Source organism: Nitratireductor aquibiodomus, from assembly GCF_900105565.1.
Classification (GTDB): domain Bacteria; phylum Pseudomonadota; class Alphaproteobacteria; order Rhizobiales; family Rhizobiaceae; genus Nitratireductor; species Nitratireductor aquibiodomus.
Window position 1 is genome coordinate 239,977 of the sequence record NZ_FNSL01000002.1, and the last position, 25,596, is coordinate 265,572.

Consider the following 25,596-nt stretch of genomic DNA (forward strand, 5'->3'; position numbering starts at 1 on the left):
GGGCGGCCGTCAGGCCGGCCCCAGAACGAGATTGGGAAGGAAGAGCACCAGCTCGGGCACGAAGGTGATCATGAGCAGGGCAACGATCAGTGGTATGAGAAAGGGCAGGATCGCCACCGCCACCTTTTCGAACGGCACCTTGCCCACCTCAGCGACGATGTAGAGCGCGATGCCCATGGGCGGTGTGGCAATGCCAATCAGAAGCGCCAGGGTGATGATCAGGCCGAAGTGAATGCGGTCGATGCCGAACTGGTCGATGATCGGCAGAAGCATTGGCACGAGGATCAGCTTTGCCGGCACACCTTCCACGAAACAGCCCACCAGAAGCAGGAAGCCGAGCAGGAGGAGCAGGAAGACCGTGCGCGATTCGGTGAACAGAAGAATCTGGTCCGCCAGTTGCTGCGGGATCTGCTCGATGGCCAGAAGCCAGCCCATCACATGCGAGAAGCCGATGATGATCATGATGACGCTGGTGATGGTCATCGTCTCCGTCAGCGCCTGCCAGAGCATGCGGAAGGAGAAGGTGCGGTAAACGAAGCCGAGCGCGATGGTGTAGACGCAGGCCAGAACGCCGGCTTCCGTGGCCGTGGTGAAACCGGTGAGGATGGCTACGAGGATGATGCCCGGTGCAACCAGCGCGGCGATACCGTCGATGGCGGAACGGCCGATCTGCGGCAGGCTCTTGCGTTCCTCGCGCGGAAAGTCCTGCTTCAGTGCGACGAGGTAGTTGAATGCCATCAGCGACATGCCGACGATGAGGCCGGGAATGATGCCAGCGAGGAAAAGCCGCGCCACCGAGGTGTTGGACAGAAACGCATAGACGACAAGGCTGATCGAGGGTGGGATGATTGGCCCGACCACCGCGCTTGCCGCCGTCAGAGCAGCCGCGAAGGGCGCTGGATAGCCGCGCTCGCGCATCGCCTTGATCTCGATCGTGCCAAGGCCGGCACAATCGGCCACCGCCGCGCCGGAGACACCGGCAAAGAGCAGCGACGAGACAACGTTCACCTGTGCGAGGCCCGCCCGCATATGACCGACAAGCGCGGAGGCGAAGTTGAAGATGCGGTCGGTCATGCCGACGCCGTTCATCAGATTGCCGGCCATGATGAAGAAGGGGATGGCAAGCAGGGACGGGTTGTCGACCCCGTCGAGAACCTGAAGCGGGATGATGTAGAGCGTGTCGGAAAAGCCCGCATAGATGAGCGCGGAGAGCACCGCCAGGCCGATCGCCATGGTGATCGGCACACGCAGAAGGATGAGGGCGACGAAGCCCGCGAAAAGAAGCAAGGTCATGGTTCTACCCGGGTCCTAGATGTCGCCGACATGATGATGTTCAGGCTCCGGATGCCCTCTAAGGGCATGGACGAAGTCGCTGAAGAAATGCAGGGCGATGAGCCCGCAGGAGACGAAGAAGGGGACACTCAGCCAATAGCGCTGGATGCCGACCATCTCGATATTGCCCACCTGACGCTGGATCAGTTCTGGTGCCTCACGCAGGATGATGAGCAAAAGCGCGATGACGGCGATGTCCACCAGCATCCGCCCGGCGCGACGCACCGGGGGCGGGGTCGCGTTCAGCAGAAAGTCGACGGTGATGTCCTTGTTCTGCCGGTAGACGACGAAAAAGCCCAGAAAACTCATCCACACGAAGCAGACGATGCTGATGGGGAAGGCCCAGACCACCCCCTGGCCGAGAAACGCACGTGACGCAACGTTGAGTGCGGTCACAAGGAGCATGGCGAACAAGGCCGCATTCGCTCCCACAAGAAACAGCCGGTCTATAACGGCCAGGATTCGATCCAGGACGGGCATGGAACCTCCCCATCAATGTGAGTTCAAAGGAAACCTATTCGGTGCGCGAGGAGCGAACCGCATCGAGGAACCCTTCGGGGAGCTCGCCTTTTTCCTCCATCTCCTGATAGAAGCTTCCCATGCGCTCGACGAAGTCAGACGTGTCAGGCTCGGAATAGGCGACATCCTTGGCTTTCATGGCCTCAAGATCCTTGTCGGCCGCCGCGTTCATACGCTTTTCCGATTCCACCGCCATCTCGGCGAAAGCGTCCAGGATCTGCGCACGACGTTCGTCGGAAAGAGCGTTCCAGCGCTTCGCGTTGGTCATGAAGGCCATGCCCTGCGGATATTCGTCATGACGGATGACGTGAGGCGCCACCTCGTAGAACTTCATCGGTTCGACGAGTGCAATAGGGCTGTTCACCGCATCGACGATACCGCGGCTGATGGATTCGTAGACTTCCGTCCAGGCAAGTGTGCGAACCTCTGCACCAAGATGACGCCAGGCGGCCGCGGCCAGCTCGTCAGGATGCATGCGCAGGCGCGTGCCCTGCATTTCTTGCAGATTTGTCCACGGTTTGTCGGTGACCATCACCCGGTACGGGCCGCGCAGGAAGGCGGTCGGTGAACCGATCAGCGCAATACCGGCTTCGTCTTCGATCTGCTTGAACCAGCCCTTCACCAGATCGGACTGCATGAAGCGGACCCAGTGCTCGCGGTCGTCGAACAGGAACGGAGCCGAGGTGAACTTGATGTCCGGAACCCATTTCTGAAGATAGCTGGTGCCCTCGGGATAGACGTTCACGGTGCCGATCTGGAGCTGCTCAAGAACGGTGTCATCGGAACCGAGCTGCTCGTTCGGAAACACCTTGATCTCAACCTCACCACCGGTCTTTTCAACCACTTTGTCGGCGAAGAACTGGAAAAGCTCACCCTCAATGCTGTCCGGCGGCATCTTGTGAGCCATGCGCCAGGTCTCGGCCTGCGCAGAGACCGTGGCGGCGGCGCCGATCGCCGTCATCACACCTGCAGCCAGAACATTGCGTAGAATACGGTTCATTATCCTTCCCCATCATTTTTGTCTGGTTATGGGAACAGGATCGGAGAGCCGTCTTAAAAAGTCCAAATGAAAAATATGGCTTCCGGTGATAATTTTTTTCAATCAGGATTGATCAGATAGTCATCCGGGAATCGGCTGGAATAGGCAATCGCCTGCTGCCGGGCCATTTCCACGAACTCGTCCCTGAGCGTCTTGCGGGGTGAGGCCTCAGTGATCGCGAAGAACTCCAGCGGTGGAAATTCCACATCCACGGTAATTTCATGCAGGGTGCCGCTCGCGAGTTCTTTCATCACCACCGCACGCGGCATGGGCGCGATGCCAAGCCCTTCCTCGGCCATCTGCACAATGGTTGCAATGGAGTTGGACGAGTGCACGTTGACCCGCACCTTGGAGTGCATTTTCAGATAGCGCTCCAGTGTCTTGTAGGGGATCGAGTTCTTGGGAAAGCTGAGAATCGGCAGGTCGAGCAGCGTACCCACCGCCGCCCTGCGGATGGGGAAAGCGGTGGGGCTCGCCACCCAGGCCACCGGAAAGGAGCCCAACGGCACGAAATCGAGCTTGGGATCGTTTCCATCCCGCATCGCCAGTCCCACATCCACCGCATGATCCCGCAACGACTGGATGACATCGGCAGAGGTCGAGGACAGCATCTCGATGTTCACGCCGGGATATTTTTCCCGAAAGCATTCCATGAGCTGGACGAACCAGGAGCGCAGGATCGTGTCGGTCACACCAACGCGCAGCGAACCGGTCATCTTTCTGTTCTTGTTGACCAGCCATTTCATTTCATTGGTGAGTTCGACCACCATCTCCGCATGCGGAAGAAGGACCCGGCCTTCGCTGGTCAACTGCACCCCGCGTTTCGAGCGTTCGAAAAGCCTGGTGCCCAGCTCATTTTCAAGTGCGTTGATGCGCGAGGAAATGACCGGCTGGGTGGTGTGCAGAAGATCGGCCACCTTGCGAAAATTCCGCACTTTCGCCAAGTGAATGAAGGTTTCCAGAAATCGCAACTGCACGGAAGGCACCTCAAAAAACAACGGCCCACCACCCTCTCGGGCAGCAGGCCGCATGCTAGTTGATGCTTTGCTCCCGCGCCATAGCGCCGAAGTTCACGCCGGTTCGGAAATCTTCGCTGCCAGCTTTTCCAGAAACGCAAGACAGAGAGAAAGCTGTTCGACCTCGACGAATTCATCCGGCTTGTGCGCCTGCCGGATGGAGCCCGGACCGACGATCACGGAAGGGATGCCGCCAATGGTCTCGAACACGCCTCCCTCCGAACCGTAAGAGACCTTTCCCGACCATTCCGGCATGATGTCGCGGAAGAAAGCGAAGCCCTCGCTCGAGGTGTTGTCGCCCATCGCGGGATAGGCGAAGATTTCTTCCCATTCGATGCCGGTTTCGGCGCATTTTTCCTGCATTCTGGGCAGAACTTCCGAATTTGCACGCGTTTTCAGAAATTCCAGCTCGGCCCGTGCATCGTGACTGGGTAAGCTACGGATTTCAAAGGTGAAACTGCAAAGATCCGGCGTCACATTGGTGGCGACACCGCCGGAAATCATGGTGGCCAGCATCGTGGAATGCGGCACGGTGAAATCGTGGTCGAAGGGGCCGTTTTCAGCAATCTCCCCGGCACGCTCGGCGATCATCGCAATGATGCGGGCGGCATTGTCGATCGCATTGACATGATCCGGCGCGAAGGAGGAATGGCCCGACGTGCCATGGACATGGCAGCGCATGGCGATCTTGCCTTTCTGGCCGGTCACCAGCTTCATGTCGGTCGGCTCGCCGATGATCGCGAGCATGGGCGGCACCTCGCGTTTCGCCAGCCATTCGGCGATGGCCGGCGCGCCAAGACAGCCCACTTCCTCATCATGCGAGAAGCAGAGCCAGACAGGGCGCTCCAGCTTCGCGGCGACAAGCTGCGGCACCATCGCCATGACACAGGCGGCAAAGCCCTTCATGTCGCAGCTTCCGCGGCCGTAGAGCTTTCCGTCGCGCTCGGTCAGGTCGAAGGGGCCGGAGGTCCAGCCCTTTTCCAGCGCCGGGACCACATCGGTGTGACCTGACAGAACGACACCGGGGACGTCGGCCGGGCCGATGCGGGCGATCAGGTTTGCCTTCTCGCCCGTCTCGTCCAGCAGAATGACCGGCTCGATGCCGTATCCCCGCAGGAACGCCGCCATGTGGTCGATGAGCGGCCGGTTGGTGTAGCGGCTCGTCGTATCGAAGGCGACCAGATCCTTCAGGTGGCTCTTGGCATTCTCAAGCAGTGACATGGTGGACTTTTCGGCCTCAGGCATTCTTTGCTGCACGATTCTCTCTGAATTTTTGCCACTCCCGGCGGATCGTCAGGCCGACGAAGAACACGATGAGGCCTGCGAAAATCCAGGAAATGGCGGACTGGAAAAAGACGGACGGATCGCCGCGCGAAATGGCCAGCGCGCGGCGCAGATTGTCCTCGAACATCGGCCCCAGAATGAAGGCGATGAGGAACGGTGCCGGGGGGATGTTCAGGAGCAGCATGATGAAGCCTACCACGCCCATGACGAGCAGGACGGTGACATCGAACATGCTGCTGGAAATCGAATAGATGCCGTAGATGCACAGCATCAGAACGACCGGCGTCAAAAGCACCTGCGGAATGGAGGAGATGTGCGAGAAGAAGCGCACTGTGAGCTTGCCGGCGCCGAACAGGAGAACCGAAGAGAACATCATGCCGATGAACAGCATGTAGACCTCGTTCAGATTGTTCTGGAAGAGAAGCGGGCCGGGGGTGAGCCCCTGAATCATGAACGCGCCAAGCATGACGCCGGTGATAACGTCGCCGGGAACGCCGAGCGCCAGAAGCGGGATCATGGTCGCGCCGCAGCAGCCATTGTTGGCGGATTCGGACGCGGCGATGCCTTCCAGCTCGCCCTTGCCGAAATTCTCGCTGTTGGGCGAGGAACGCCGCGCCTCACCATAGGAGAAGAAGGCGGCGGCTGACGGGCCAATGCCGGGAATGGCGCCCAGAACCACACCGATGAAGCTGCCGCGAATGATGGATTTCAGCGAGCCGCGGAACTCCGCCAGTGTCAGGCGGTTGTCGCCGAGTTTCATGGCCTGACCATGGTTTTCATCGCGAAACATGATGAGGCGCAGAAGCTCTGGCAGGGCGAACAGGCCGATCAGGACCGGCGCAACCGAAAGGCCGCTCTTCATGTCTTCCGTCATGGCGAAGCGGAACGAGCCGTACATATCCTCACCGACCGTGGCGAGCAGCAGGCCGAAACAGGCCGACACCACGCCGAGCAGGAGCGAACCGCCGGAAATGGAGGCGACCATGGTGAGCGCGAAGGCCATCAGCATGAAATATTCCGGCGGACCGACGCGCAGCGCCAGAAGCGCCAGCGGGGCCGCGAGGAAGATCAGCGAGATGTTCGACAGGAAGTCGCCGATGCAGGACGAGATGAGCGCCATGTTGAGCGCCTTGCCGGCCTTGCCCTTCTGGGCGAGCGGCCAGCCATCGAGCACCGTGCAGGCAGCCGATGCCGTGCCCGGCGTCTTGATCAGGATCGCCGAAATCGACGCGCCATAGGTGCTGCCCTTGTAGAGCGCGACAAGCAGCAGAATGCTGGTGACGGGCGGCAGATAGAAGGTGAAGGGCAGAGCGAGCGTGACCGCCATCGTGCCGGTCATGCCCGGTATGGCGCCGATGACGACGCCGGCCAGAATGCCCGCGCCCATGGCCAGCACATTGGCGAGCGTGGCGACGGATTCGAATGCGAAAAGAAGATCGTTCCACATGTGTTGAGCGGTCCCGGTGGCGGTCGGTCAGTTGAGGATGGGGAAGATGCCCCAGCTTCCCGGCGGAAAGGGCGTGTGCGTCACATTGCCGAAGAAGAGCTGCAGGCCGAGCGGCAGAAAAACGGCAAGAGCCAGAACGGCAACCCACCGCCCGGATGCGCCGGCAAGCAGGAAACTGGCAAGCGCCAGAAGCATGGAAGACGCGAGAAAACCCAGCAACGGCACAAGAACGACAAAACCTGCGAATGCGGCGAGCGCCAGCGCGAGCCGGATGAGCCGATTGCGCCATTCAACCGCCGACGCCGGTCCCCGCTCCGGCTCATCGCTCGTTTCGTTCCCGCCGCCAAGCGCCGCGAACGCCATCGCCAGCAGGCCAAGGGCGAGCCCGAGGATCGAGACAGTGCGCGGCCACATGTCCGGCGGCGGCGCGAAGCCCGGAATGAAGGAAGGACGCGGCACATGAACCGGAATCAATGCGAAAAGCACCGTGCCGAAGAACAGGGCTATCAGCAGCCCCCGGAGCATGGCCTTGTTCAACATGCCGCGTCCTCCTTTGTTGTGCCGGCTTACTTAATGTAGCCGAACTCGCGGGCGAGCCCGTTGAAAAGCTCGTACTGTGACTTGGCGTAGGCCGCCATGTCTTCCTTGCCAGCGGTGGAGATGGAGCCACGACGCTCGGCGAGCTCCAGCCACTTCTCGTCCTCGGCAACCTTTGCAAGCGTTTCCTGCCAGCGGGTCACGATTTCTTCCGGCAGGTCCTTCGGGCCGTAGAGCGCGCTCCAGCCGGTGATCTGGCCAGCCTTTTCAAAGCCAAGCTCGGCGGCGGTTGGCACGTCGGGCAGCGTGTCCATGCGCGACGGTGCATAGACCATGAGGGCGCGCATCTTGCCGGACTCGATGTGCGGCATCAGCGAACCGGCCGCGATGGCGAGGAAGTCCACATGGCCACCGAGAAGCGCAGTCGCCAGCGCGCCGCCGCCCTTGTAGGGGACGAGGGTTGCTGCCGTCAGCGGGTCGAGCTCGTTGTCGGCCAGCAGCGCCTGAACGGTGAAACCGTCAATGGCGGTGGCGCCCGATGCGCCATAGGTGAGGGCGCCGGGGTTGGCCTTCAGGCCCTCGACCAGCTCTTCAGCGGTCTTATAGGGAGAGTTTTCCGCCACGGCGAGGATCATCGGCGTGGCTTCCAGAGAGCCGAGGAAGGTGTAATCGTCCCAGCCGACCGGCGAGCTTTCCTGCACGGCGGGATATAACGCCATGCCGACGCGGGCGAGCAGCAGCGTGTAGCCATCGGGTGTGCCTTCGGAAACGAAGCGGGCACCATTCATGCCGCCATTGCCTGGCTTGTTCACCACCACGACCGGCTGATCGCCGAGATATTCGCGGGACGTTTCGGCCAGCGCCCGGGCTGCCAGATCGGAAGCACCACCAGCGCCATAAGGGGCGACGATGGTCACGGCCTTTTCCGGATAATCGGCGTGGGCAGTGCCGGCAGCAAGGGCGACAACCGCTGCCGCCAGAACGGTTTTCATCAGAGATTTCATGCAAATCCTCCCAGGGAGAGTGAATTCATTCGCCCGAAGGGTTCGAGCGCCTTGAGGTTTTTGCACAGTATGCTTTCCTCTGCAAATTATGCCTGTTAGTATTACATTTATGAATACTGACTATTGAGGATACGCAGATGAACCTGAAGCAGCTCGAAGCTTTCGATGCGTTCATGAGCCATGGCTCGGCGACACGGGCAGCGGCCGCGCTCAAGATCAGCCAGCCAATGGTGAGCCGGCTTCTGGGACAACTGGAAGAAACGATCGGCTTTCCGCTTTTCGTCCGCAAACGCAACCAGCTGATGCCGACACATGAGGCGATCCTTTTTCACGCCAATGTCTCACGCTCGCTGACCACGTTTCAGGAGCTCGAACGCGAGGCGCGCGCCATCGCCAACCGTCAGGTGGGGCGCATCGTGGTGGCGGCCCAGCCGATCTATGTGGACACGTTTCTCCTCGACGTGGTGGCGCGCTTCAAGGAGACGCATCCCGACGTGGCGGTGAAGATCGTCGATACGGGACTGGAAGAACTGCTGCGCATGTTCAACGAGGGAAGCTGCGATCTGGGCGTCGGCATCACGCTCGATGCGAGCCCCTATGGCGCACGCCTGATACCGCTCGGCGCCTGCGAGGCGCGTTGCCTGATCCCGCGCGGACACCGGCTGGCGAGCCGCGACGTTGTGCGCCTTGAAGACCTGCGGCGCGAGGTGTTCGTCGAGCTGGCCATCGGCAGCCCGCTGCGCACGCGTGTCGACTACATGATGCAGACGGCAGGCGCACAGCGGCGCATTGCCGCCGAAGCGCGCACGTTGCGCGCGGTGCACGGTCTCGTGCGACGCGGCGTGGGCATTGCGATCGTCGACCCGTTCAGCATTCTCCTGCCATCGGGCGATGATGTGATTGAACGGCCACTGGAGCCTTCCATTCCCTGGGAAATGGCGATTTTCCACCATGAAGACCGGCCGCTGAGCCGCATCGAGAATGCCTTCATCGAAACGATCAGAGCCGAAATCGGCGAATTGCGAGAAGAGGGTGTTCTTTCGTGAAGGTCGCAAGTTCCATAATGCATATTATGCGAGCTATTGTTGAATGGGGTGATTGCAACATTGCAGCAAACGTTGCCGTCGCATTCACAGCCCACTTGGCCATAAGGCAAATGGGCAAGGCCATCTGCAGGGAAGAACACGAGAGCTTTTTCTAGCCTCCCCCATGGGGAAACCCGGTGGGCACCAGCCCGTGCGGTATCTTTTCTCAGCCCTGCCCGCGCTCGGGCGCCGGACCGGTGGTCGAGCGCACGATCAGATGGGTCTCCAGAACATAGGAAGCATCGCGCACCGCCTGCGAGCCCAGCACCTCCAGCAGCAGAGACACAGCCAGTTTTCCTGCTTCTATCGAGCGGCTGGAAACGGTTGTGAGGCTTGGCACGGTCAACGGTCCCAGCGCATCGTCGCAGCCCACCACCGAGAATTCACCGGGCACGCTGACGCCGCGCTCGCCGAGGCCGGCCAGAATGCCCTGCGCCGTCACGTCGTCGAAGGCAATCGCCGCCGTCGCACCCTTTGCGAGGATGGCATCGACCGCCTGCAAACCGGCCTCGAAACTTGGAACGCTGGCCGAGACGAAGCTCAGATCAAGGCCGAGCTTCTTTGAGGCCTGGCGCACGGCAGCACGGCGCTGCTTGTTGGACCAGGATGTGGATGGGCCGCTGACATAGACAATGTTGCGGTGCCTGAAATCCGCCAGATGCTGCGTTGCCTCGGCAATGCCGGTGCCACTGTCGATCAGCACTTTCGGGATGCCCTTCACATCGCGGTTGATCAAAACCAGAGGGCGCAGAAGCGCATGAGCCGCAATGCGCTCGTCGGAAAGCCGGGGCGATGCCAGAATAATGCCCTCGACCTGCCCGGAAAAACGACCGAGAAGCTGGTCCTCTTTTTCCGGATCTTCGTCGGAATTTCCGAGAAACACGCAGAAATCGGAGCGATCCGCCTCAACCTGGGCGGCGCGGATCATGGGCGGGAAAAACGGATTTGCGACATCCGGCACGATCAGCGCCAGATTGCCATAACGCCCGGTGCTGAGCGCGCGGGCCGTATGATTTGGCACGTAACCGAGCCTGCCGGCGGCCGCCTTGATGCGCTCGACCGTCTCCGGGCTCAGCATATCGGGCCGCGTGTAGGCGCGGGACACGCTTGAGCGCGCCACCCCGGCCTCCTTCGCCACCTGACTGATCGTGACGCCGCCTTTGCGTTCCGCTGCCACCGCCTGCCCTCGAACCCTGTGCTTTTCTGGCGACAAGATGCACCGCCGCGAGGCGTCAGGCAACCGGTTGACATGCAACCGGTTGCACAGCATAGTGCCCGCATTCTTGTTCTACTCTGCCGCAAGGCCCCTGCGATCAGCGGGCGCAATCTTCGGAGACATGATTTGCAGCATAGCCAAGCCGCGCTCGAGCCAACTCCGCTCGTTGACCGAAAGATCGACAGGCTCACCGTAAAAACCTTTGCAGACCGCGATGCGATGGGAGCCGCCGCTGCCGCCGACATCGCCAAAGCGCTGCGCGAACGGCTGGCCGGCCAGGAGAATGTGCGCGTCATTTTCGCCTCCGCGCCGAGCCAGGCCTCGATGATCGAGCAGCTTCGCGCCATGCCCGACATCGACTGGTCGCGCGTGACCGCCTTTCACATGGATGAGTTCATCGGCCTTGCGCCGGATGCGCCCCAGCGCTTCGCGCACTGGCTGAACCGGCACATTTTCGATGCGCTTCCACTGGCTGCCGCACACCGGATCGATCCCGGCGCAGACCCGGAGAGAGAAGCGCAACGCTACGCGGCGCTGCTTAACGAAGCGCCCATCGACTTTGTGTGCCTCGGCATCGGCGTCAACGGCCATATCGCGTTCAACGATCCGCCCATCGCCGACTTTGACGATCCGCTGGACGTCAAACTCGTGGAGCTCGACGCGGTCTGCCGCCAGCAGCAATATGATGATGGCGGCTTTGAGAGCCTCGATGCGGTGCCGCGCACCGCGCTGACGCTCACCATTCCAAGGCTGTTGCGCGCCGACCGCATGTTCTGCATCGTGCCCGGCGCTCACAAGCGCGACGCCGTGCGCGGAACGCTGCACGGAGAGCGGACAACGGCTTGCCCGGCAAGCATTCTGCGCGAGCATGAGAACTGCACACTCTATCTGGACAAAGAGGCCGACCCCGATGCCTGAGATCAACGCCGACGCGATCTGCGCAGACTATCTCGCAACGAGCCACGCGCTCATGCAGCGCATCCTTGTCGAAGAGCGCGACACTCTGGACAAGGCTGCCGAGCGCCTCGCCTCCCAGATCGAGGCAGACCGGCTTATCCACATTTTCGGCCCCGGCGGACACTCCAATCTCGCCAGCCAGGAGGTGTTTTTCCGGGCCGGCGGCCTGATGCACATGAGCGCCATTCTCGATGAAGGCACGCTGCTTTCCAACGGGGCATTGCGCTCCATGGCAATCGAGCGCACGCCGGGTTATGGCCGCGTTGTCATTGCCGATGCCCGGCTTGGCGAAGGCGACGTGCTGATCCTCGCAAACGCCTACGGCATCAACGCAGCCCTGATCGACGCTGCACTGGAGGCGAAGTCTCGCGGGGCTTTTCTCATTGGCGTGAGCTCGCGTGAACATGCCGAAAGCACGAGCCCGGATCACCCGGCGCGCCACCCGGAAAAGAAGAACCTGCATGATGTGGTCGACATCGCCATCGACACGAAAGTCCCGATCGGCGATGCGGTGGTCAGCCTGCCCGGCATGACGGAAAACATCTCCGCCATCTCCACATTTGCCAATGCGTTCGCACTGAACTGCCTCGTGATCCGCACCGTTGCCAAACTGCTCGACCGTGGCGTCGAACCGCCGGTCTGGCGCAGCGGAAATGCACCGGGCGGCGATGAGGCAAACGCCCGCTTTCTGGCCCGTTTCCGCGACCGGGTTCGCGCGCTGTGAGCACGGAGAAGACCATAACCGGGCGCGATCCCGTTACCGGAGGCGGCATCGCCATCACGATGCGCGACGGGCGGATCGCGGCAATTGCCGAGACGGATTCGCAGGATGAAACCTATCTCACGCCCGGCCTTGTCGACCTTCAGGTCAACGGCTATGCGGGCCTCGACCTGAACGACGGCGCGCTGACGCCGAAGCGCGTTTCCGAGCTCACCCGCATCATGGCCGGGCTCGGCGTGACCACCTATCTTCCAACCCTTGTGACCGGATCGCGCGAGCGGCTGCTCGATGGGCTTGATGCCATCGCTACGGCGCGGCGCGAAGATCCTCTCTGCGCGCGCATGATCCCCGGCGTTCACATGGAAGGCCCGAGCATCGCGCCCGAGGACGGGCCGCGCGGCGCGCATCCCGCAGAGCATGTGAGGCCGCCCTCCCTCGATGAATTCAATGCATGGCAAAAGGCGAGCGGCGACCTTGTCCGCCTCGTGACCCTTGCGCCCGAATATGAAGAGGCCCCGGCCTATATTCGCGCCATCACGGCGCAGGGTGTTCATGTCGCCATTGGGCATTCCTCTGCCACACCCGAGCAGGTGCATGCGGCAGCCGAGGCCGGTGCGCGGCTCTCGACACATCTGGGCAATGGTGCAGCCGCGCTCATGCCGCGCCATCCGAACCTGATCTGGGCGCAGCTCGCCGATGACCGGCTGACGGCCACGCTCATCGCCGATGGCCATCACCTGCCGGACGACACCTTCAAGACCATGCTGCGCGCCAAGGGGCTGGAACGCACCCTTTTGGTTTCCGACAGCGTGGCGCTGGCCGGCATGGAGCCGGGCATCTACCGCCAGCCGATTGGCGGCGATGTCGAAGTGCGCGCCGACGGGCGCGTGGGCATTGCCGGAACACCTTATCTGGCCGGAGCCGGCCTGCCTTTGATTGCAAACATTCCCATCGCGATGCGCATGGCCGGGCTTTCGCTGGCGCAGGCGCTCAGGCTCGCCACGGCCAATCCCGGCGCGTTTGTCGATGGGCGGGGCGTGATGAAGCTGGATGCACCGGCCGATCTGATCCGTTTTTCGATTGACGGGAAAACCGGAGCCTTTGAACTGAAAACCACGCTTGTTCACGGCGAGGAGGTGTACTCCGCATGATCCGCGCAGGCGTCGCCACGGTAGACATCACCCCGCCCGCGGGCTTGCCGCTTTCCGGCTTTGCCGCCCGCACCCTGCCGGCCACTGGTGCACATGACCCGCTGACAGTGCGTGCGCTGGCTGTCAACGATACGGCGATGGTGGTTGCCGATGTGATCGGCCTGCACGGAGACATGAGCGCGCGCATCCGCCGCCGCTGCGCCCTTCCTGACGCGAATGTCATCATCAGCGCTTTGCACAATCATGGCGGCCCGGTTTCCATGGCCGGACGCCTGACGATTGAGACCGACGAGGCCTATCTGCAAAGGCTGGAAGATGCCTGTGTCGAGGCCATCGATCAGGCTGTTGCCGCGCAAAGGCCTGCAACGCTCTCGGTCGGGCTCGGATCCGACCCCGACATTGCCCGCAATCGCCGCCATCCGGACGGCCCGGTGGATCGCGCTCTGCCGCTACTGCGCGTGCGCGACGAGAGCGGCGACATGATCGCCTTGATGACAGGCTATGCCTGCCATCCAGTCGTGCTGGGCGCAGACAACAGGCTGTGGACCGCCGACTATCCGCACTATGTGCGCCGGGCGCTGGAAACCTCTTATCCCGGAGCCACCGCCCTGTTCGTGACCGGATGTGTGGGCGACGCGAACACGGGCCACAGCGCCCATGCGTCGATCAGCCTTGCCGCCAACCCGGATCGCAGCTTTGCCGCGGCCGAACGGATTGGCGGAAAAATCGCAAAGGCGGCAATGGATGCACCTGAACTGGCGCTTGGCGGGGATGTGACGGCACTGGAAGCGCAGGTTTCCCTGCCATTCGAGCGGCGTGAGACAGAGACGCCGGCAGAACTGGCAGCGCGGTGGCGCGCTGAGCGCGCTGGGGCTGAACCCGCGCAGGCAGCGCTGCTCGACGCCTGGACCCACTGGGCGGAGACCATTGCGCTTGAGCCAGCCGACGCCCTGTCGGGCCGGGTTTCCGTGCTCGACTGGGGTGGTCTGCCCGTAATTGGCCTGCCCGGAGAGATCTTTGCGGCGACCGCGCTTAGCCTGCGGGCTGCATGCGGCGAGCGCCCGGCCTTCATCGCCGGGTTCGCGGAAGACAATCCCGGCTATATCCCGCCGTCAGAGGAATTTTCTTTCGGCGGATATGAGGTGGATGAAGCGCACCGCTATTACGGCCAGCCGGCAAGTTTCGCACCCGGTTGCGCAGAAGCACTCGCTGCGGCCAGTGTGACGCTTTTGAAGAAAACGCACTCTGGCAGGGATTAGAGGGAGACGAGGCGGCGCCTTCGCAAAATGCGGGCGGCCCATGCTGATGCAAAAGGAAGTCGGCTTGACGCGCAACCGGTTGCATGGCAGTTTTTCATTGGGAACGAAATTGCAGTCTGCTCACGTCGAAAGGGAGAACAAAAGATGAGAGCGTACAGGTCCAGCAACACAAAATCCGGCAGCACGAGCTTCACGGCTCGGGTGGCGACGCTGTCACTGGGGGCGGCGATTGCCGCGATCTCCGGTTCCGCATTTGCCCAGACGATCAATGTCTGGAGCGGCTACCCCGAAATGGCGCCGTTTTATGAGCATGTGGCGGAAGGGCTGAAGGAAAAATATCCTGATCTCACGGTCAACGTTGAAGCGATTGCCCTGCGCGAGCATGAAAAGCGCATTGCGCTCGGCCTCACCTCCGGCTCCGCCGGCGTGACCGTGATCGAACTCGCGGGCTCCACGGCCAGCCGTTACATCGAAAACGATCTGCTGCCGGCGGCACCGGAAGCCGTGGCGAATTTTGTTACCAGCAGCGATAATTTCGGCGAGTTCTTCGTCGACGCCGCTTCCAAGAACGGCACCGTTTACGGCGTTCCGCTTTTCCGCGGACAGGGCGCGCTTTTCTACAATGTCGACATGTTCGAAGCGGCGGGGCTCAAAGAGCCGCCGCAGACCATGGAGGCCTACACGGAGTATGCCGAGAAGCTGACCCAACGCGACGCTGACGGCAAGGCGACCGTTTCAGGCTGGAGCCTGCGCCTTTCGGGCGGGGGTCAGGGCATTGCCGAGAAATTCTGGATCAACCTGTTCCAGTATGGCGGCTCGGTCATCGAAGAGGTGAGCGACGGCAAATGGCAGGCGAACTACGCCAACGAGGCTGGCCGCAAGGCACTCAAGCAGTATCTCGAGAACGTGCATGTGCTGAAGACGGTCACGCCCGAAATGCCGGCAGATGCCGAGGCTTTCGAGCGCGGTCAGACGGCCATGTTCATTCGCGAGTCCTGGGTTATCGCCGACATCGCGGCCAAGGCACCCGACCTGAACTATGCGACCGCACCGCTGCCGGTCGGCTCCATCGCCCTGCCGGCCAATCTCTATGTGAACTCCGTCGAGGGTGAGGACGCAGAGGCTGCATGGGCCTATGTGCAGGCCGCCAACGACCCGGAGAACCTCGTCTGGCTTCTGGACAATGTCGGCTGGCTGCCCAACCGTTCGGGCGTCGACTACGGCGTTGTCACGGAAAAGGTTCCCGCCTACGGCGCATTCGTCGACTATCCGGCCGACTACAAGTTCTTCACCCTGCCGGCCATCGGTCCGATCGAGGAGGTGCTGACCCGTCTCGCCGCCCAGCTTACCAACGCCTATGGCGATGCCTCGCTTGCCGAGGATGACGCCGCCATCGACGCCGTGCTTGCAAAGGCTGCCGAAGAGACCAACAACATCCTGAAGCGCGAAGGCCTTCTCGCCGAGTAAGCGCTTCAACGATACCCTCATCCCGGAAACGGCGTCCGCGCCGTTTCCGATCAGTGACTTCAGGCGGACGGGAACAAAATGCTGCAACAAAAGCGATGGCGCTTTGCCATTCTGGCGATCCTACCGACGCTGGCGATCTTTGCCTGGGTGCGCATGTACCCGATCGTCGAGACATTGCGGCTGAGCCTGCATCAGTGGAATATCCTGTCGAAGAACAAACCGTTCATCGGCCTGGCGAATTTCCGCGAGCTCTTTCAGGACCAGCTCTTCCTGAACGCCCTGACAAACACGTCGATCATTGCTTTCGGCGTGGTCATTCTCACGGTGCCCACCGCCATGGTGATCGCCGGGCTCATTCACCACCGCACGCATTCGCGCTTCTCCGGGTTCTACGAGACATCGGTCTTCATCCCGCATGTCGTGTCGCTGGTGCCGGCGGCGATGGCCTGGAAATGGATTTTCGACGCCAAGCTCGGCCCGCTCAACGCTTTGCTCGAATTCTTCGGCATCCCGGCGCAGGCATGGCTTTTCGATCCCGTTCTTTCGGTGATCTGCATCATCGTCCTGTGTTCCTGGCAGGCGCTCGGCTATGCCGTGCTGATCTATCTCGTCGGCTTCAAGAACCTTCCGGTCTCTCTCTTCGAGGCTGCCAAGCTTGATGGCGCGTCCGGCGTGCAGCGCTTCTGGCATGTTTCGGTGCCCATGCTGAAACCCATCACGCTCTATGTTTCAGTCGTCACGCTGATCTCCGGGTTCAATGTCTATGCGCAGGCCTTCGTGCTTGCCTCGGATTCGCAAGGCGCGCCGGGCAGGCAAGTGCGGGTTCTGGTGCTCGACATGCTTGAAAACAGCTTCCGCAATTATCGCGTCGGCTATGCCGCGTCCGAAGCCGTGGTGCTTCTGGCCATCGTCCTCGTGCTGACTCTCATCCAGTTCGGTCTTCTTCGGGAAAAGGGGCGGAAATGACACAAACGATAGCCGCTTCCACACCACGCCCGAAAGCAGGTGGGCGCATGAAAACGCGGGGCAAACTCATCGATTTCGCCATCGATGTGTTCCTGTTCTGCTTCTCAATCCTGATGATCCTGCCGCTGGTGTTTCTGGTGTCGAACGCGTTCAAGACACCTGAGGAGATCGTCGCCTGGCCGCCACGCATCATCCCGAGCGATCCGACGCTGGAGAATTTCCGCTCGGTGCTGGCGGACACACCGCTGCCGCTGTGGATTTTCAACAGCGTCGCCTTCTCCACCCTTTCCATGGTGGCGATTGTCATGACCTCGGCAATCGCCGGTTATGTGCTGGCCAAGTTTCCGTTTCGCTCGCTCAACATCATCTTCATCCTGATTCTCGCCACAGCCATCGTGCCGTTCGAGGTCTATATGATCCCGCTCTATTTCCAGGCACAGGCGCTGGGTGTGCTCAATTCTCTCTGGGGCCTGCTGCTTGGCTATCTGGTGATGAGCTTCGGCATCTTTCTGATCCGCCAGAATGTGATGCATTCCATTCCAGACGAACTGCTCGAGGCTGCGCGCATCGACGGGGCGGGAGAGTTCTGGATCTTCTGGAGGATCGTGCTCCCGCTCTTGCGCGGGGCTCTGGGCGCGCTTGCCGTCCTCGCCTTCTTCCAGGCATGGACGTCATTTGCCTGGCCGATGATCGTGACGACGACCCGCAACAGCTACACGATTGAGGTTGGCCTCGCTCTGTTCCAGACCGGCTTCACGGTCGATCTCGGCCGGTTGAGTGCAGCGTCTGCGGCCGTGCTCGTGCCCTCCATCACCCTGTTCGTGATCCTGCGCCGCAACTTTGTGCAGGGCGTCGCCAGCACGGGGATGAAGGAATGACCGCTGAGAACGCCTTCTTTCCAGAGGCCGCCGACCGCTATGCATCTGCCAATGCCGGCACGCTCAGGTGGATGCTGGATCGCCCCCTGCTTGGGGCGGGCTTCCTGAACACCAAGGTCAACAGCCTGACGCTTGCCGATTATGGCGCGGCCGACGGGCTGCGCGGGCCGGACTACACCTATGGCTGGATTCAGGGGCGTGGTCTCGAAGCGCTGGTCACGCATGCGGCTTTCTTCGAGACGCGCGATGCGGCGCTGTCTCAGCGGCTCGATGATGCCGGGCGCTCGCTCTTCGCGCGCATCAAGGAACTGCAGGCGCGCGATGGCCATGTCTATTTCCGCTATGATGCCGGGCTTCGCCCTGTTCGCGCGGACGGCGATGGCACGGTGACCGCGCAGGAACCGGCGGGAGACGTGTTCACCTATTCCGATGCTTTCGCCGCCAAGGGACTGGTGGCGGCAGCCACCCGCTATGCGCCTGAAGAACGGCCCGGATATTTGCGCTACCTCGCCGATGTGATTGCGGCAATCGAGGATGGCCGCTTCCAGATGAGTGAGGAAAAGCCTCTGGGGGGCGAAGCGCTCGCCGGCGAACCGGACGATTTCGGGCCGCGCATGATCCTGCTCGGCGGTGCCGGCATGCTGGAACGCTGCGGCCTTTCAGATCACACCGCCTATGCGCAGCGTTTCATCGATCATGTCATCAAGAACCATCTGGACGAGAAAACCGGATTGCTGCGCAATGTGCCCGGCGGCGATGAGTGCAATGTCGGCCACGGCATCGAGTTTGCAGGCTTTGCGCTGGACCATGCGCCCGTTCGCCGGAACGCGGCGCTGGTGGCCACGCTGGAGCGCATCCTGATCGCGTCCTTTCGGGCAAGCTTTGCCGAGTGCGGGCTGCATCTGACCGTCTCGGTTTCGTCCGGCGAAAAGCTCAGCCCCTACCGGCCCTGGTGGTCTTTGCCGGAAACGATCCGCACCGCCGCGCTCTGCCACCAGCTGACCGGAAGCGCCGACAGCCTTGCCATCTGGCAAGAGGCGGACAGCGCATTCTTCGACCATTACTGGCGCGGTGCGCCGGCCATCGCCTACCAGACCCGCACTGCGGATGGCCCGACGGACTATGTGCCGGCCACGCCCGATCTCGACCCCGGATATCACACCGGTCTGAGCCTTCTTGCCGCGATCCGCGTTGCGGAGGCTCTTTCAACGTCACACACCGCTTACGCCTCGAGGTAACCATGGCTTCAGTCGACATCCAGGATGTCCGCAAATTCTACGGACAGCTCGAAACCATCAAGGGCGTAACCGTCGAAGTGCCGGATGGCGCCTTCGTGGTTCTGGTCGGCCCTTCCGGCTGCGGCAAGTCCACCCTGCTGCGCATGATTGCCGGGCTTGAGGACATTTCCGGTGGCACGATCAGCATTGGCGGGCGTGTGATCAACGATGTGGAACCCAAGCACCGCGACATCGCCATGGTGTTCCAGAACTATGCGCTCTATCCGCATATGACGATTGCCGAGAATATGGGCTTCTCGCTCAGGCTCGCCAAGCGCCCGAAAGACGAGATCGATCAGCGGGTCCGCGAGGCCGCCGCCATTCTCGGCCTGTCGGACTATCTCGACCGGTATCCGCGCCAGCTTTCCGGCGGTCAGCGCCAGCGCGTCGCCATGGGCCGTGCCATCGTGCGCAATCCGCAGGTCTTTCTGTTCGACGAACCGCTTTCCAACCTCGACGCGAAGCTGCGCGTTCAGATGCGAGCCGAGCTCAAGGACATTCACGCCCGCCTGAAGACAACCACCGTCTATGTCACGCATGACCAGATCGAGGCCATGACCATGGCAGACCGCATTGTCGTGATGCGCGATGGTATTGTGGAGCAGGTGGGCGCGCCGCTGGACCTTTACGACCGGCCGAACAACACCTTTGTGGCAAGCTTCATCGGCTCGCCTTCGATGAACCTTCTGCCGGGCCTCCTTACCAATGGTGGCAAGAACGTCCGTGTTGAAAGTGGCGCGGAACTGCCGCTTGAAGGCACATCACCTGCCGCCGGCAAGGTGATCTACGGCATCCGTCCCGAGCATCTGCACCTGGCCACTGACGGCGAAGGGTTTGAGGCCGTTGCGACCAATGTCGAGCCGACAGGGTCTGAAACCCTCGTTCAGGTTCGCGTGGGGGAGCAGATCGTCTCGGCGCAGCTTCGTGATCGCGTCCACATTCGCGCGGGCGACACAGTGCGCCTTGGTGTGCAGGCGGCCAAGGCGCATCTCTTCGACGCGGAGACAAGCCAGAGGCTTGGCTGATCCGTGATGGCGCAGCGTCTTAACCGCTCCAGTCTTTCGCATCTGGCCGGCGCCATTCAGGGTCCGGCCTACGATCCAACCCAATTGGTCGCGGGCATCGTGCATATCGGCATCGGGGCGTTTCACCGCGCCCACCAGGCCGCCTATGTGGATGCCTGTCTCGCGGAGGGAGATGCCAGTTGGGGCATCGTCGGTGTCTCCCTCCGCAATTCCGCCATGCGCGACGCCCTCGCCCCGCAGGACTGTCTCTACACACTTGCACAGCGTGATGGTTCCGGTGAAACGCTGAAGGTCATCGGGTCCGTGATGAAGGTGCTGGTGGCGCCGGAGGATCCGCAGTCCGTTCTTGCCGCGATGAGCAGTCCGCAGACGCGGATTGTGACGCTGACTGTGACGGAGAAGGCCTATCCGCGGAATGCGGACGGCACGCTGGATGTGCAGGATCGCACAGTGGCGGCGGACCTTGCCAACCCCGACCGGCCGACCGGCATACTTGGTTTTCTGACCGAAGCCCTCTCCCGAAGAAGGGCTGACGGCATCCCTCCCTTTACCGTCCTTTCATGCGATAACCTGCCCGCTAACGGTAAAACGCTACACGGGCTGGTGACCGAATTTGCGACTCTGCGCGATCCCGAACTGGGCCGTTACATCGAGCAGAATGTTGCTTTCCCTTCGAGCATGGTGGATCGCATCGTTCCGGCGACCACGGATGACGACCGCCAAAGGGTTGCGCAGGCGCTCGGTGTTGAAGATGCCTGGCCCGTGGTGACAGAGCCCTTCATGCAATGGGTGGTGGAAGACAAATTCCCGATGGGCAGGCCCGCCTGGGAAGGCCATGGCGTCGAGATGGTGGCCGATGTCGCCCCTTTCGAGGAGATGAAGCTTCGGCTTCTAAACGGCGCGCACTCAGCCATCGCCTATGCGGGACAGCTGCTCGGGCACGAGACGGTGGCGGATGCCTTTGCCGATCCGGTTATCCATGGTTTCGTGAAGGGGCTCTGGCGGGAATCTGCCTGGACGCTTTCCGGCGACGCCGGCCTAAAGCCGGACGAATACATGGCGCGGCTTGCAGACCGCTTCGCGAATCCGGCGCTGCGCCATCGCACGGCGCAGATTGCCAATGACGGTTCGCAGAAACTGCCGCAGCGCTTCATTAATCCGCTGCTGGAGCGGCTCGATGCAGGCGAGGATGCACCGCATCTTGCAGCCGGTGTTGCACTCTGGATTGCAGCGCTCGCCGATAGAGGCGAGCCGCCGGCCTTTACCGATCCGCTGGATGAGGCGCTGAAAGCGGCCATCGCAAACACAACCAGTCCCGCTGACACTGTCGCCGCCGTTCTTCAGGCTGCCCGTTTCGACAGCGTCGACCGATACCTGCCTGCCGTCCTCGAAGCCTGTCAGCGCATCTCGGATCATGGCGTTTCGGCGACCCTTGCCCATTACGCTCGAGGAGACATCATCCAATGAAAGAGACCTGGCGGTGGTTCGGTCCGGACGATCCGGTGACGCTCGCCCATGTGCGGCAGGCGGGTGCGACGGGCATTGTCACCGCCCTGCACCACCTCAATGACGGACGCGCCTGGCCGCAGGACGAGATCGACAAGCGCAGGCACGAAATCGAACAGGCCGGCCTTGAATGGTCGGTCGTCGAAAGCGTGATCGTGCATGAGCATGTGAAAACGCGCAGCGGCGACTTTCGCGCGCTGATCGACAATTACAAGACCTCGATCCGCAATGTGGCCCGCGCCGGGGTGCGCACCATCTGCTACAATTTCATGGCCATCACCGACTGGACGCGCACGGATCTCGACTATCCGATGCCGCATGGCGGGACGGCGCTGCGCTTCGATGCAGTCGAGTTCTGTGTCTACGATGTCTTCATTCTCGCGCGTCCGGGTGCCGAGGCGGATCACCCGGCCGAGCGGGTGGAGGCTGCGCGCGAGCGCCTGAAGACGATGAGCGAAAGCGATCTGGCGCGGCTGGAACGCAATCTCATCGAATGGGTGCCGGCCCGCGAATTCGTCTACGACCGCGAGAGCTTCCGGCGCATGCTGGACACATACCGCGACATCTCGGCCGATGGCCTGCGCGAAAACCTGGCCGAGTTCCACCGGGAGATCATGCCGGTGGCGGAGGAGGAAGGCGTGGTGATGGCGATCCATCCCGACGATCCACCGTTCCCTCTGTTCGGCCTGCCGCGCATCGTTTCCACGCATGACGACCTGAAGGCATTGCTCGAGGCTGTCCCCTCAGAGGCAAACGGACTGACATTCTGCACCGGCTCGCTCGGCGCGAACCCGGCAAACGACCTTCCGGCCATGGCGAAGGCTCTCGGGCCGCATATTCACTTCGCGCATCTGCGCAACGTGAAGCGGGAGCCATGCGGCTCTTTCCATGAGGCCGAGCATCTGGAAGGCGACACGGACATGATTGCCGTGGTGGCTGCCCTGATGAATGAAGAGAGGCGACGTGGCGGGCAGATACCCATGCGCCCCGACCATGGGCACGCGATACTGGACGATCTCGGCAAACGGGTGAACCCCGGCTATTCGGGTATCGGCAGGCTGAAAGGGCTGGCCGAACTGCGCGGCGTGATGCGGACACTTGAGTACGTGCGGACGTGACACCGGTGGCTTCCCGCGCCGCAAGCCCGCCACGGATTCTCTACAAAGAAGAACCACCCGCATCCGCGATAGAACGGATGCGGGCGGTCTCAGGAACCGAAACCTGACGTAAAAACCCTAGCGCCTCCAGCGCACAAAATAGCGCTCGAGCAGTGTCACGAAGCCGAACACCGAGAGCCCCATCAGGCTGAGCAGAAGGATCTGTGCGAAAACACGGCCAACGCGCAGCTGGCTTGCCGCGACACGAACCAGCTCGCCGAGCCCTTCGCCGCCGCCCATATATTCGCCGACGACAACGCCGATCACGCTCCACACCGCCGCCAGCTTGAGGCCCGCGAAAATATAGGGCGTCGCATAGGGCATCTGCAGCTTGATGAGCGTCTGCCAGCGGTTTGCCTCAAGAGACTTGAACAGCATCGACATGTTGCTGTCGGTTGCCGCCAGACCCGCCGCCGTGTTGATCGTCACGGGGAAGAACGAGATGAACGCGGCCATCATGATCTTCGATTCGATGCCAAAGCCGAACCACGCGACGAACAGCGGCGCGAAGGCGACCTTCGGCATGGTGTTGATCGCCACCACATAGGGCATGATTGCCTTGCGGCCGAACGTGGTCGCGCCGATGATCATGCCGAGCGTGAGACCGATGGCCGAAGCCAGCAGGAAGCCGAAGACAACCTCGACCAGCGTGATCCAGGTGGCATGGGCCACATAACCGCCAGTGAACAGGTTGTTGAGCGTGAAGATGAGATCCTGCAGAACCTGATAGGGCCCCGGCAGAACCAGCTGCGAGATGCCGCTATAGGTGACAGCCAGATGCCACACAGTGACAACGGCCGCACCGAACAGCAGCACGAGCAGCCATTGCGGCGTGCGCTCGATCAGCGTCTTGCGCTCATTTTCGGCAAGCGCGATCAGCACCTCGGGATCGACAGTTTGCTGGTCAGTCATGGCTGGCCCCCTCTCCGCTTCCGAACAACAGGTCGTGAATTTCGCGGACATATTCGTTGAAGCGGTTGCCGGTGATCATGTCGGGCGTACGCGGACGCGGCAGATCGATGTCGATGCGCTTGACGATCCGGCCCGGTCGCGGCGACATCACGAAGACGGAATCCGCCAGGAAGATCGCTTCCTGAATGGAGTGCGTAACGATGATGGCCGTGGCCTCGCGCGAGCGACAGATCCGTTCGAACTCCACATTCATCTGCTCGCGTGTAAATTCATCGAGCGCGCCGAACGGTTCGTCCAGGAGAAGGATTTCCGGCTGTGTCACCAGCATCCGGCAAATGGCCGCACGCTGCGCCATGCCGCCGGAAAGCTCCGATGGCACCGCACTGGCAAATTCGGCAAGCCCCGCCATCTCGAGAAGCTGCGTAGCGCGTTCGCGCGCAGCGTTCGCTGCCTTTCGCCCCTCGCGGATTTCGATGGGAAGCAGCACGTTTTCCATCACGCTGCGCCAGGGCAGAAGCGTGGGCTGCTGGAACATGATGCCGATATGCTCATTCGGCCCGGTCAGAGCCTCGCCTCTGAGCGTGATTTCTCCGCCCGTCGGCGGGATCAGGCCGGCAATCATCTTCAGAACAGTCGACTTGCCACACCCACTCGCGCCGACGAGAGAGGCCATTTGGCCCCTCTCCAGCTCAAACGACACATCCTTGGCGGCATGGATGATGTCAGCCTGGCCTGATCGTGCGCGGCGGTAATGCTTGTTCACATTATCAAGACGAAGGATCGCGTCCCCGTCCGACCGCACATCATGCATCACTTGGCCTCCAGATTTTCGACGAACTCGTTGGTGTAGACGACCGACAGATCCTCGATCGCTGCATCAAGCTCGCCCGTGTCGAGCAGGCTCTTGTGCCATGCGTTCCAGCCGCTCTCCGGCAGGTAGCCGAGCGTGTTGTCGCCGATGGGCGCATATTGCTGGTTCACGGTGTCGAGAAGAGCACGCGCATATTCACGACGTTCGACTTCCTGCGGATTGTAGGTCTCGCCGTCTTCGAGAACGCCTTCCGGGTTTTCCATGCCCCATTTGGTTGCCTTGTGGATCGCTTTTGCGAAGCCGGCCACCATCTCCGGGTTGTCACGGTAGATCTCGCCACGAACAGCCAGACCATTGCCGAACAGGTCGAGGCCCTCAGGCGTGAGGTCGACCACGTCAACACCACGGTCCTTCAACACCGCGATACCGGTGAAGGATGCCGCAAATGCGTGGATCGTGTCGCGATCGAACGCCGTTACGGCCATGCCTTCCTGGCCGATGGTGACGAATTTGTATTCGTCCGGCTCGACACCCACGGATGCAAGCGCGCTGCGGGCGAACGAAACCTCGGCGCCGTCAGCCGTTGAGACGCCAATCTGCTTTCCACGCAGGCCTTCTGCGCTTTCGATGCCGTCATTGCGGTCACCGGCAAGCACGAACAGGCCGCGCGAGAACAGATTGTAGAAGAATTTTACGTCAGCGCCGCGCGCAACGGCATTGAGCACCGGGCCCGGTCCAGGCGCGCCGAACTCGGCACGGCCGGCTTCCATAGCCTGAAGAACGGCGCCCGATCCATCCAGGCTCTTGATCGTGACTTCAAGGCCTTCTTCCTTGAAGAACCCGCGCTGCTGCGCGACGATCATCGGATACCAGGCCATCGCGGAAGAGCCCGGCAGAACCACCGTGACCTGCTTCAGCTCCTGGGCCATGGCGACCCCGCCGGTGATTGCGAGCGCGGCAGCCGCCACGCCCATATGGCGCATCCAGCGCGATGCCTTCTGTGCCATTGTCTTGCAGTCGTTAAACATTC

The 25,596-nt window shown here is 61.8% G+C and carries 24 protein-coding genes; 12 read left to right on the forward strand and 12 right to left on the reverse strand.

Annotated elements, in window-relative coordinates; all coding sequences use genetic code 11:
- Positions 1–9 precede the first annotated feature (9 nt).
- From BLW55_RS20300 to BLW55_RS20335, 8 genes are all read right to left on the reverse strand, one after another.
- A complete protein-coding gene (locus BLW55_RS20300) occupies positions 10–1,293 on the reverse strand; it encodes a TRAP transporter large permease (protein WP_007007225.1) in 1,284 nt (427 codons plus the stop codon).
- A gap of 15 nt (positions 1,294–1,308) precedes the next feature.
- Positions 1,309–1,812, reverse strand: coding sequence for a TRAP transporter small permease (locus BLW55_RS20305; RefSeq protein WP_007007224.1), 504 nt, complete (start codon positions 1,810–1,812; stop codon positions 1,309–1,311).
- Between the two features lie 34 nt (positions 1,813–1,846).
- Entirely contained in the window at positions 1,847–2,851 is a 1,005-nt protein-coding gene (locus BLW55_RS20310) for a TRAP transporter substrate-binding protein (RefSeq protein ID WP_025030181.1), read from the reverse strand.
- Between the two features lie 98 nt (positions 2,852–2,949).
- Positions 2,950–3,867 (reverse strand): LysR family transcriptional regulator, encoded by a 918-nt coding sequence (locus BLW55_RS20315; protein WP_162129836.1) that lies wholly within the window; start codon positions 3,865–3,867, stop codon positions 2,950–2,952.
- Positions 3,868–3,960: 93 nt separating this feature from the next.
- A complete protein-coding gene (gene argE / locus BLW55_RS20320; RefSeq protein WP_090330208.1) occupies positions 3,961–5,151 on the reverse strand; it encodes an acetylornithine deacetylase in 1,191 nt (396 codons plus the stop codon).
- Positions 5,144–6,637, reverse strand: a complete 1,494-nt coding sequence (locus BLW55_RS20325) for a tripartite tricarboxylate transporter permease (protein ID WP_007007220.1) — start codon at positions 6,635–6,637, stop codon at positions 5,144–5,146. The genes argE and BLW55_RS20325 overlap by 8 nt, the downstream gene beginning before the upstream one ends.
- Positions 6,638–6,664: 27 nt before the next feature.
- Positions 6,665–7,177, reverse strand: coding sequence for a tripartite tricarboxylate transporter TctB family protein (locus BLW55_RS20330; RefSeq protein ID WP_007007219.1), 513 nt, complete (start codon positions 7,175–7,177; stop codon positions 6,665–6,667).
- A 26-nt stretch (positions 7,178–7,203) separates the two neighbouring features.
- On the reverse strand, positions 7,204–8,178 hold the full coding sequence (locus BLW55_RS20335) for a Bug family tripartite tricarboxylate transporter substrate binding protein (protein WP_007007218.1): 975 nt from the start codon (positions 8,176–8,178) through the stop codon (positions 7,204–7,206).
- A gap of 137 nt (positions 8,179–8,315) precedes the next feature.
- On the opposite strand from BLW55_RS20335, the gene BLW55_RS20340 reads away from it, so the two are divergent.
- Positions 8,316–9,224, forward strand: a complete 909-nt coding sequence (locus tag BLW55_RS20340) for a LysR substrate-binding domain-containing protein (protein ID WP_007007217.1) — start codon at positions 8,316–8,318, stop codon at positions 9,222–9,224.
- A gap of 205 nt (positions 9,225–9,429) precedes the next feature.
- On the opposite strand, the gene BLW55_RS20345 is transcribed toward BLW55_RS20340, so the two are convergent.
- Positions 9,430–10,440 carry a LacI family DNA-binding transcriptional regulator gene (locus tag BLW55_RS20345; protein WP_007007216.1) on the reverse strand — a complete coding sequence of 337 codons (1,011 nt, stop codon included), beginning with the start codon at positions 10,438–10,440 and terminating at the stop codon, positions 9,430–9,432.
- A 258-nt stretch (positions 10,441–10,698) separates the two neighbouring features.
- Here BLW55_RS20345 and BLW55_RS20350 point away from each other — a divergent pair, with 258 nt between their 5' ends.
- The 11 genes from BLW55_RS20350 (at position 10,699) to uxuA (ending at position 22,804) form a co-directional block, all read left to right on the forward strand.
- Complete coding sequence (locus BLW55_RS20350) at positions 10,699–11,397, forward strand: 6-phosphogluconolactonase (protein WP_040664725.1); 699 nt, start codon at positions 10,699–10,701, stop codon at positions 11,395–11,397.
- On the forward strand, positions 11,390–12,160 hold the full coding sequence (locus BLW55_RS20355; RefSeq protein ID WP_090330209.1) for a sugar isomerase domain-containing protein: 771 nt from the start codon (positions 11,390–11,392) through the stop codon (positions 12,158–12,160). The genes BLW55_RS20350 and BLW55_RS20355 overlap by 8 nt, the downstream gene beginning before the upstream one ends.
- On the forward strand, positions 12,157–13,308 hold the full coding sequence (locus BLW55_RS20360) for an N-acetylglucosamine-6-phosphate deacetylase (protein WP_090330210.1): 1,152 nt from the start codon (positions 12,157–12,159) through the stop codon (positions 13,306–13,308). Before BLW55_RS20355 ends, BLW55_RS20360 begins: the two co-directional genes overlap by 4 nt.
- Entirely contained in the window at positions 13,305–14,567 is a 1,263-nt protein-coding gene (locus tag BLW55_RS20365) for a neutral/alkaline non-lysosomal ceramidase N-terminal domain-containing protein (protein ID WP_090330211.1), read from the forward strand. The genes BLW55_RS20360 and BLW55_RS20365 overlap by 4 nt, the downstream gene beginning before the upstream one ends.
- Positions 14,568–14,711: 144 nt before the next feature.
- Positions 14,712–16,034, forward strand: a complete 1,323-nt coding sequence (locus tag BLW55_RS20370) for an extracellular solute-binding protein (protein ID WP_090330212.1) — start codon at positions 14,712–14,714, stop codon at positions 16,032–16,034.
- A gap of 78 nt (positions 16,035–16,112) precedes the next feature.
- Positions 16,113–17,000, forward strand: coding sequence for a carbohydrate ABC transporter permease (locus tag BLW55_RS20375; RefSeq protein WP_007007211.1), 888 nt, complete (start codon positions 16,113–16,115; stop codon positions 16,998–17,000).
- Between the two features lie 47 nt (positions 17,001–17,047).
- Positions 17,048–17,878, forward strand: a complete 831-nt coding sequence (locus BLW55_RS20380; protein ID WP_025030173.1) for a carbohydrate ABC transporter permease — start codon at positions 17,048–17,050, stop codon at positions 17,876–17,878.
- Complete coding sequence (locus BLW55_RS20385) at positions 17,875–19,116, forward strand: AGE family epimerase/isomerase (protein ID WP_090330213.1); 1,242 nt, start codon at positions 17,875–17,877, stop codon at positions 19,114–19,116. Before BLW55_RS20380 ends, BLW55_RS20385 begins: the two co-directional genes overlap by 4 nt.
- Before the next feature lie 2 nt (positions 19,117–19,118).
- A complete protein-coding gene (locus BLW55_RS20390; RefSeq protein ID WP_090330214.1) occupies positions 19,119–20,180 on the forward strand; it encodes an ABC transporter ATP-binding protein in 1,062 nt (353 codons plus the stop codon).
- A 6-nt stretch (positions 20,181–20,186) separates the two neighbouring features.
- Entirely contained in the window at positions 20,187–21,647 is a 1,461-nt protein-coding gene (locus tag BLW55_RS20395) for a mannitol dehydrogenase family protein (RefSeq protein ID WP_177175154.1), read from the forward strand.
- The gene (gene uxuA / locus BLW55_RS20400) at positions 21,644–22,804 is read left to right on the forward strand and encodes a mannonate dehydratase (protein WP_090330215.1); all 1,161 of its coding nucleotides are present in this window, start codon (positions 21,644–21,646) and stop codon (positions 22,802–22,804) included. Before BLW55_RS20395 ends, uxuA begins: the two co-directional genes overlap by 4 nt.
- 117 nt (positions 22,805–22,921) lie before the next feature.
- On the opposite strand, the gene BLW55_RS20405 is transcribed toward uxuA, so the two are convergent.
- The 3 genes from BLW55_RS20405 to BLW55_RS20415 are packed head-to-tail and all read right to left on the reverse strand — an operon-like array spanning position 22,922 to position 25,594.
- On the reverse strand, positions 22,922–23,755 hold the full coding sequence (locus BLW55_RS20405) for an ABC transporter permease (RefSeq protein WP_007007207.1): 834 nt from the start codon (positions 23,753–23,755) through the stop codon (positions 22,922–22,924).
- The gene (locus BLW55_RS20410) at positions 23,748–24,566 is read right to left on the reverse strand and encodes an ABC transporter ATP-binding protein (protein WP_007007206.1); all 819 of its coding nucleotides are present in this window, start codon (positions 24,564–24,566) and stop codon (positions 23,748–23,750) included. Before BLW55_RS20410 ends, BLW55_RS20405 begins: the two co-directional genes overlap by 8 nt.
- Positions 24,566–25,594 carry an ABC transporter substrate-binding protein gene (locus BLW55_RS20415; RefSeq protein WP_007007205.1) on the reverse strand — a complete coding sequence of 343 codons (1,029 nt, stop codon included), beginning with the start codon at positions 25,592–25,594 and terminating at the stop codon, positions 24,566–24,568. Before BLW55_RS20415 ends, BLW55_RS20410 begins: the two co-directional genes overlap by 1 nt.
- Positions 25,595–25,596: the final 2 nt, after the last annotated feature.

Excerpts from the sequence above, each read along its gene's own strand:
- argE (WP_090330208.1), bottom strand. The coding sequence starts at position 5,151 with ATGCCTGAGGCCGAAAAGTCCACCATGTCACTGCTTGAGAATGCCAAG.
- BLW55_RS20370 (WP_090330212.1), top strand. The coding sequence starts at position 14,712 with ATGAGAGCGTACAGGTCCAGCAACACAAAATCCGGCAGCACGAGCTTC.
- BLW55_RS20405 (WP_007007207.1), bottom strand. The coding sequence starts at position 23,755 with ATGACTGACCAGCAAACTGTCGATCCCGAGGTGCTGATCGCGCTTGCC.
- BLW55_RS20395 (WP_177175154.1), top strand. The coding sequence starts at position 20,187 with ATGGCGCAGCGTCTTAACCGCTCCAGTCTTTCGCATCTGGCCGGCGCC.
- BLW55_RS20390 (WP_090330214.1), top strand. The coding sequence starts at position 19,119 with ATGGCTTCAGTCGACATCCAGGATGTCCGCAAATTCTACGGACAGCTC.
- BLW55_RS20335 (WP_007007218.1), bottom strand. The coding sequence starts at position 8,178 with ATGAAATCTCTGATGAAAACCGTTCTGGCGGCAGCGGTTGTCGCCCTT.
- BLW55_RS20415 (WP_007007205.1), bottom strand. The coding sequence starts at position 25,594 with ATGTTTAACGACTGCAAGACAATGGCACAGAAGGCATCGCGCTGGATG.
- BLW55_RS20325 (WP_007007220.1), bottom strand. The coding sequence starts at position 6,637 with ATGTGGAACGATCTTCTTTTCGCATTCGAATCCGTCGCCACGCTCGCC.
- BLW55_RS20365 (WP_090330211.1), top strand. The coding sequence starts at position 13,305 with ATGATCCGCGCAGGCGTCGCCACGGTAGACATCACCCCGCCCGCGGGC.
- BLW55_RS20355 (WP_090330209.1), top strand. The coding sequence starts at position 11,390 with ATGCCTGAGATCAACGCCGACGCGATCTGCGCAGACTATCTCGCAACG.
- BLW55_RS20310 (WP_025030181.1), bottom strand. The coding sequence starts at position 2,851 with ATGAACCGTATTCTACGCAATGTTCTGGCTGCAGGTGTGATGACGGCG.
- BLW55_RS20340 (WP_007007217.1), top strand. The coding sequence starts at position 8,316 with ATGAACCTGAAGCAGCTCGAAGCTTTCGATGCGTTCATGAGCCATGGC.
- uxuA (WP_090330215.1), top strand. The coding sequence starts at position 21,644 with ATGAAAGAGACCTGGCGGTGGTTCGGTCCGGACGATCCGGTGACGCTC.
- BLW55_RS20305 (WP_007007224.1), bottom strand. The coding sequence starts at position 1,812 with ATGCCCGTCCTGGATCGAATCCTGGCCGTTATAGACCGGCTGTTTCTT.
- BLW55_RS20330 (WP_007007219.1), bottom strand. The coding sequence starts at position 7,177 with ATGTTGAACAAGGCCATGCTCCGGGGGCTGCTGATAGCCCTGTTCTTC.
- BLW55_RS20385 (WP_090330213.1), top strand. The coding sequence starts at position 17,875 with ATGACCGCTGAGAACGCCTTCTTTCCAGAGGCCGCCGACCGCTATGCA.
- BLW55_RS20300 (WP_007007225.1), bottom strand. The coding sequence starts at position 1,293 with ATGACCTTGCTTCTTTTCGCGGGCTTCGTCGCCCTCATCCTTCTGCGT.
- BLW55_RS20380 (WP_025030173.1), top strand. The coding sequence starts at position 17,048 with ATGAAAACGCGGGGCAAACTCATCGATTTCGCCATCGATGTGTTCCTG.
- BLW55_RS20410 (WP_007007206.1), bottom strand. The coding sequence starts at position 24,566 with ATGCATGATGTGCGGTCGGACGGGGACGCGATCCTTCGTCTTGATAAT.
- BLW55_RS20375 (WP_007007211.1), top strand. The coding sequence starts at position 16,113 with ATGCTGCAACAAAAGCGATGGCGCTTTGCCATTCTGGCGATCCTACCG.
- BLW55_RS20350 (WP_040664725.1), top strand. The coding sequence starts at position 10,699 with ATGGGAGCCGCCGCTGCCGCCGACATCGCCAAAGCGCTGCGCGAACGG.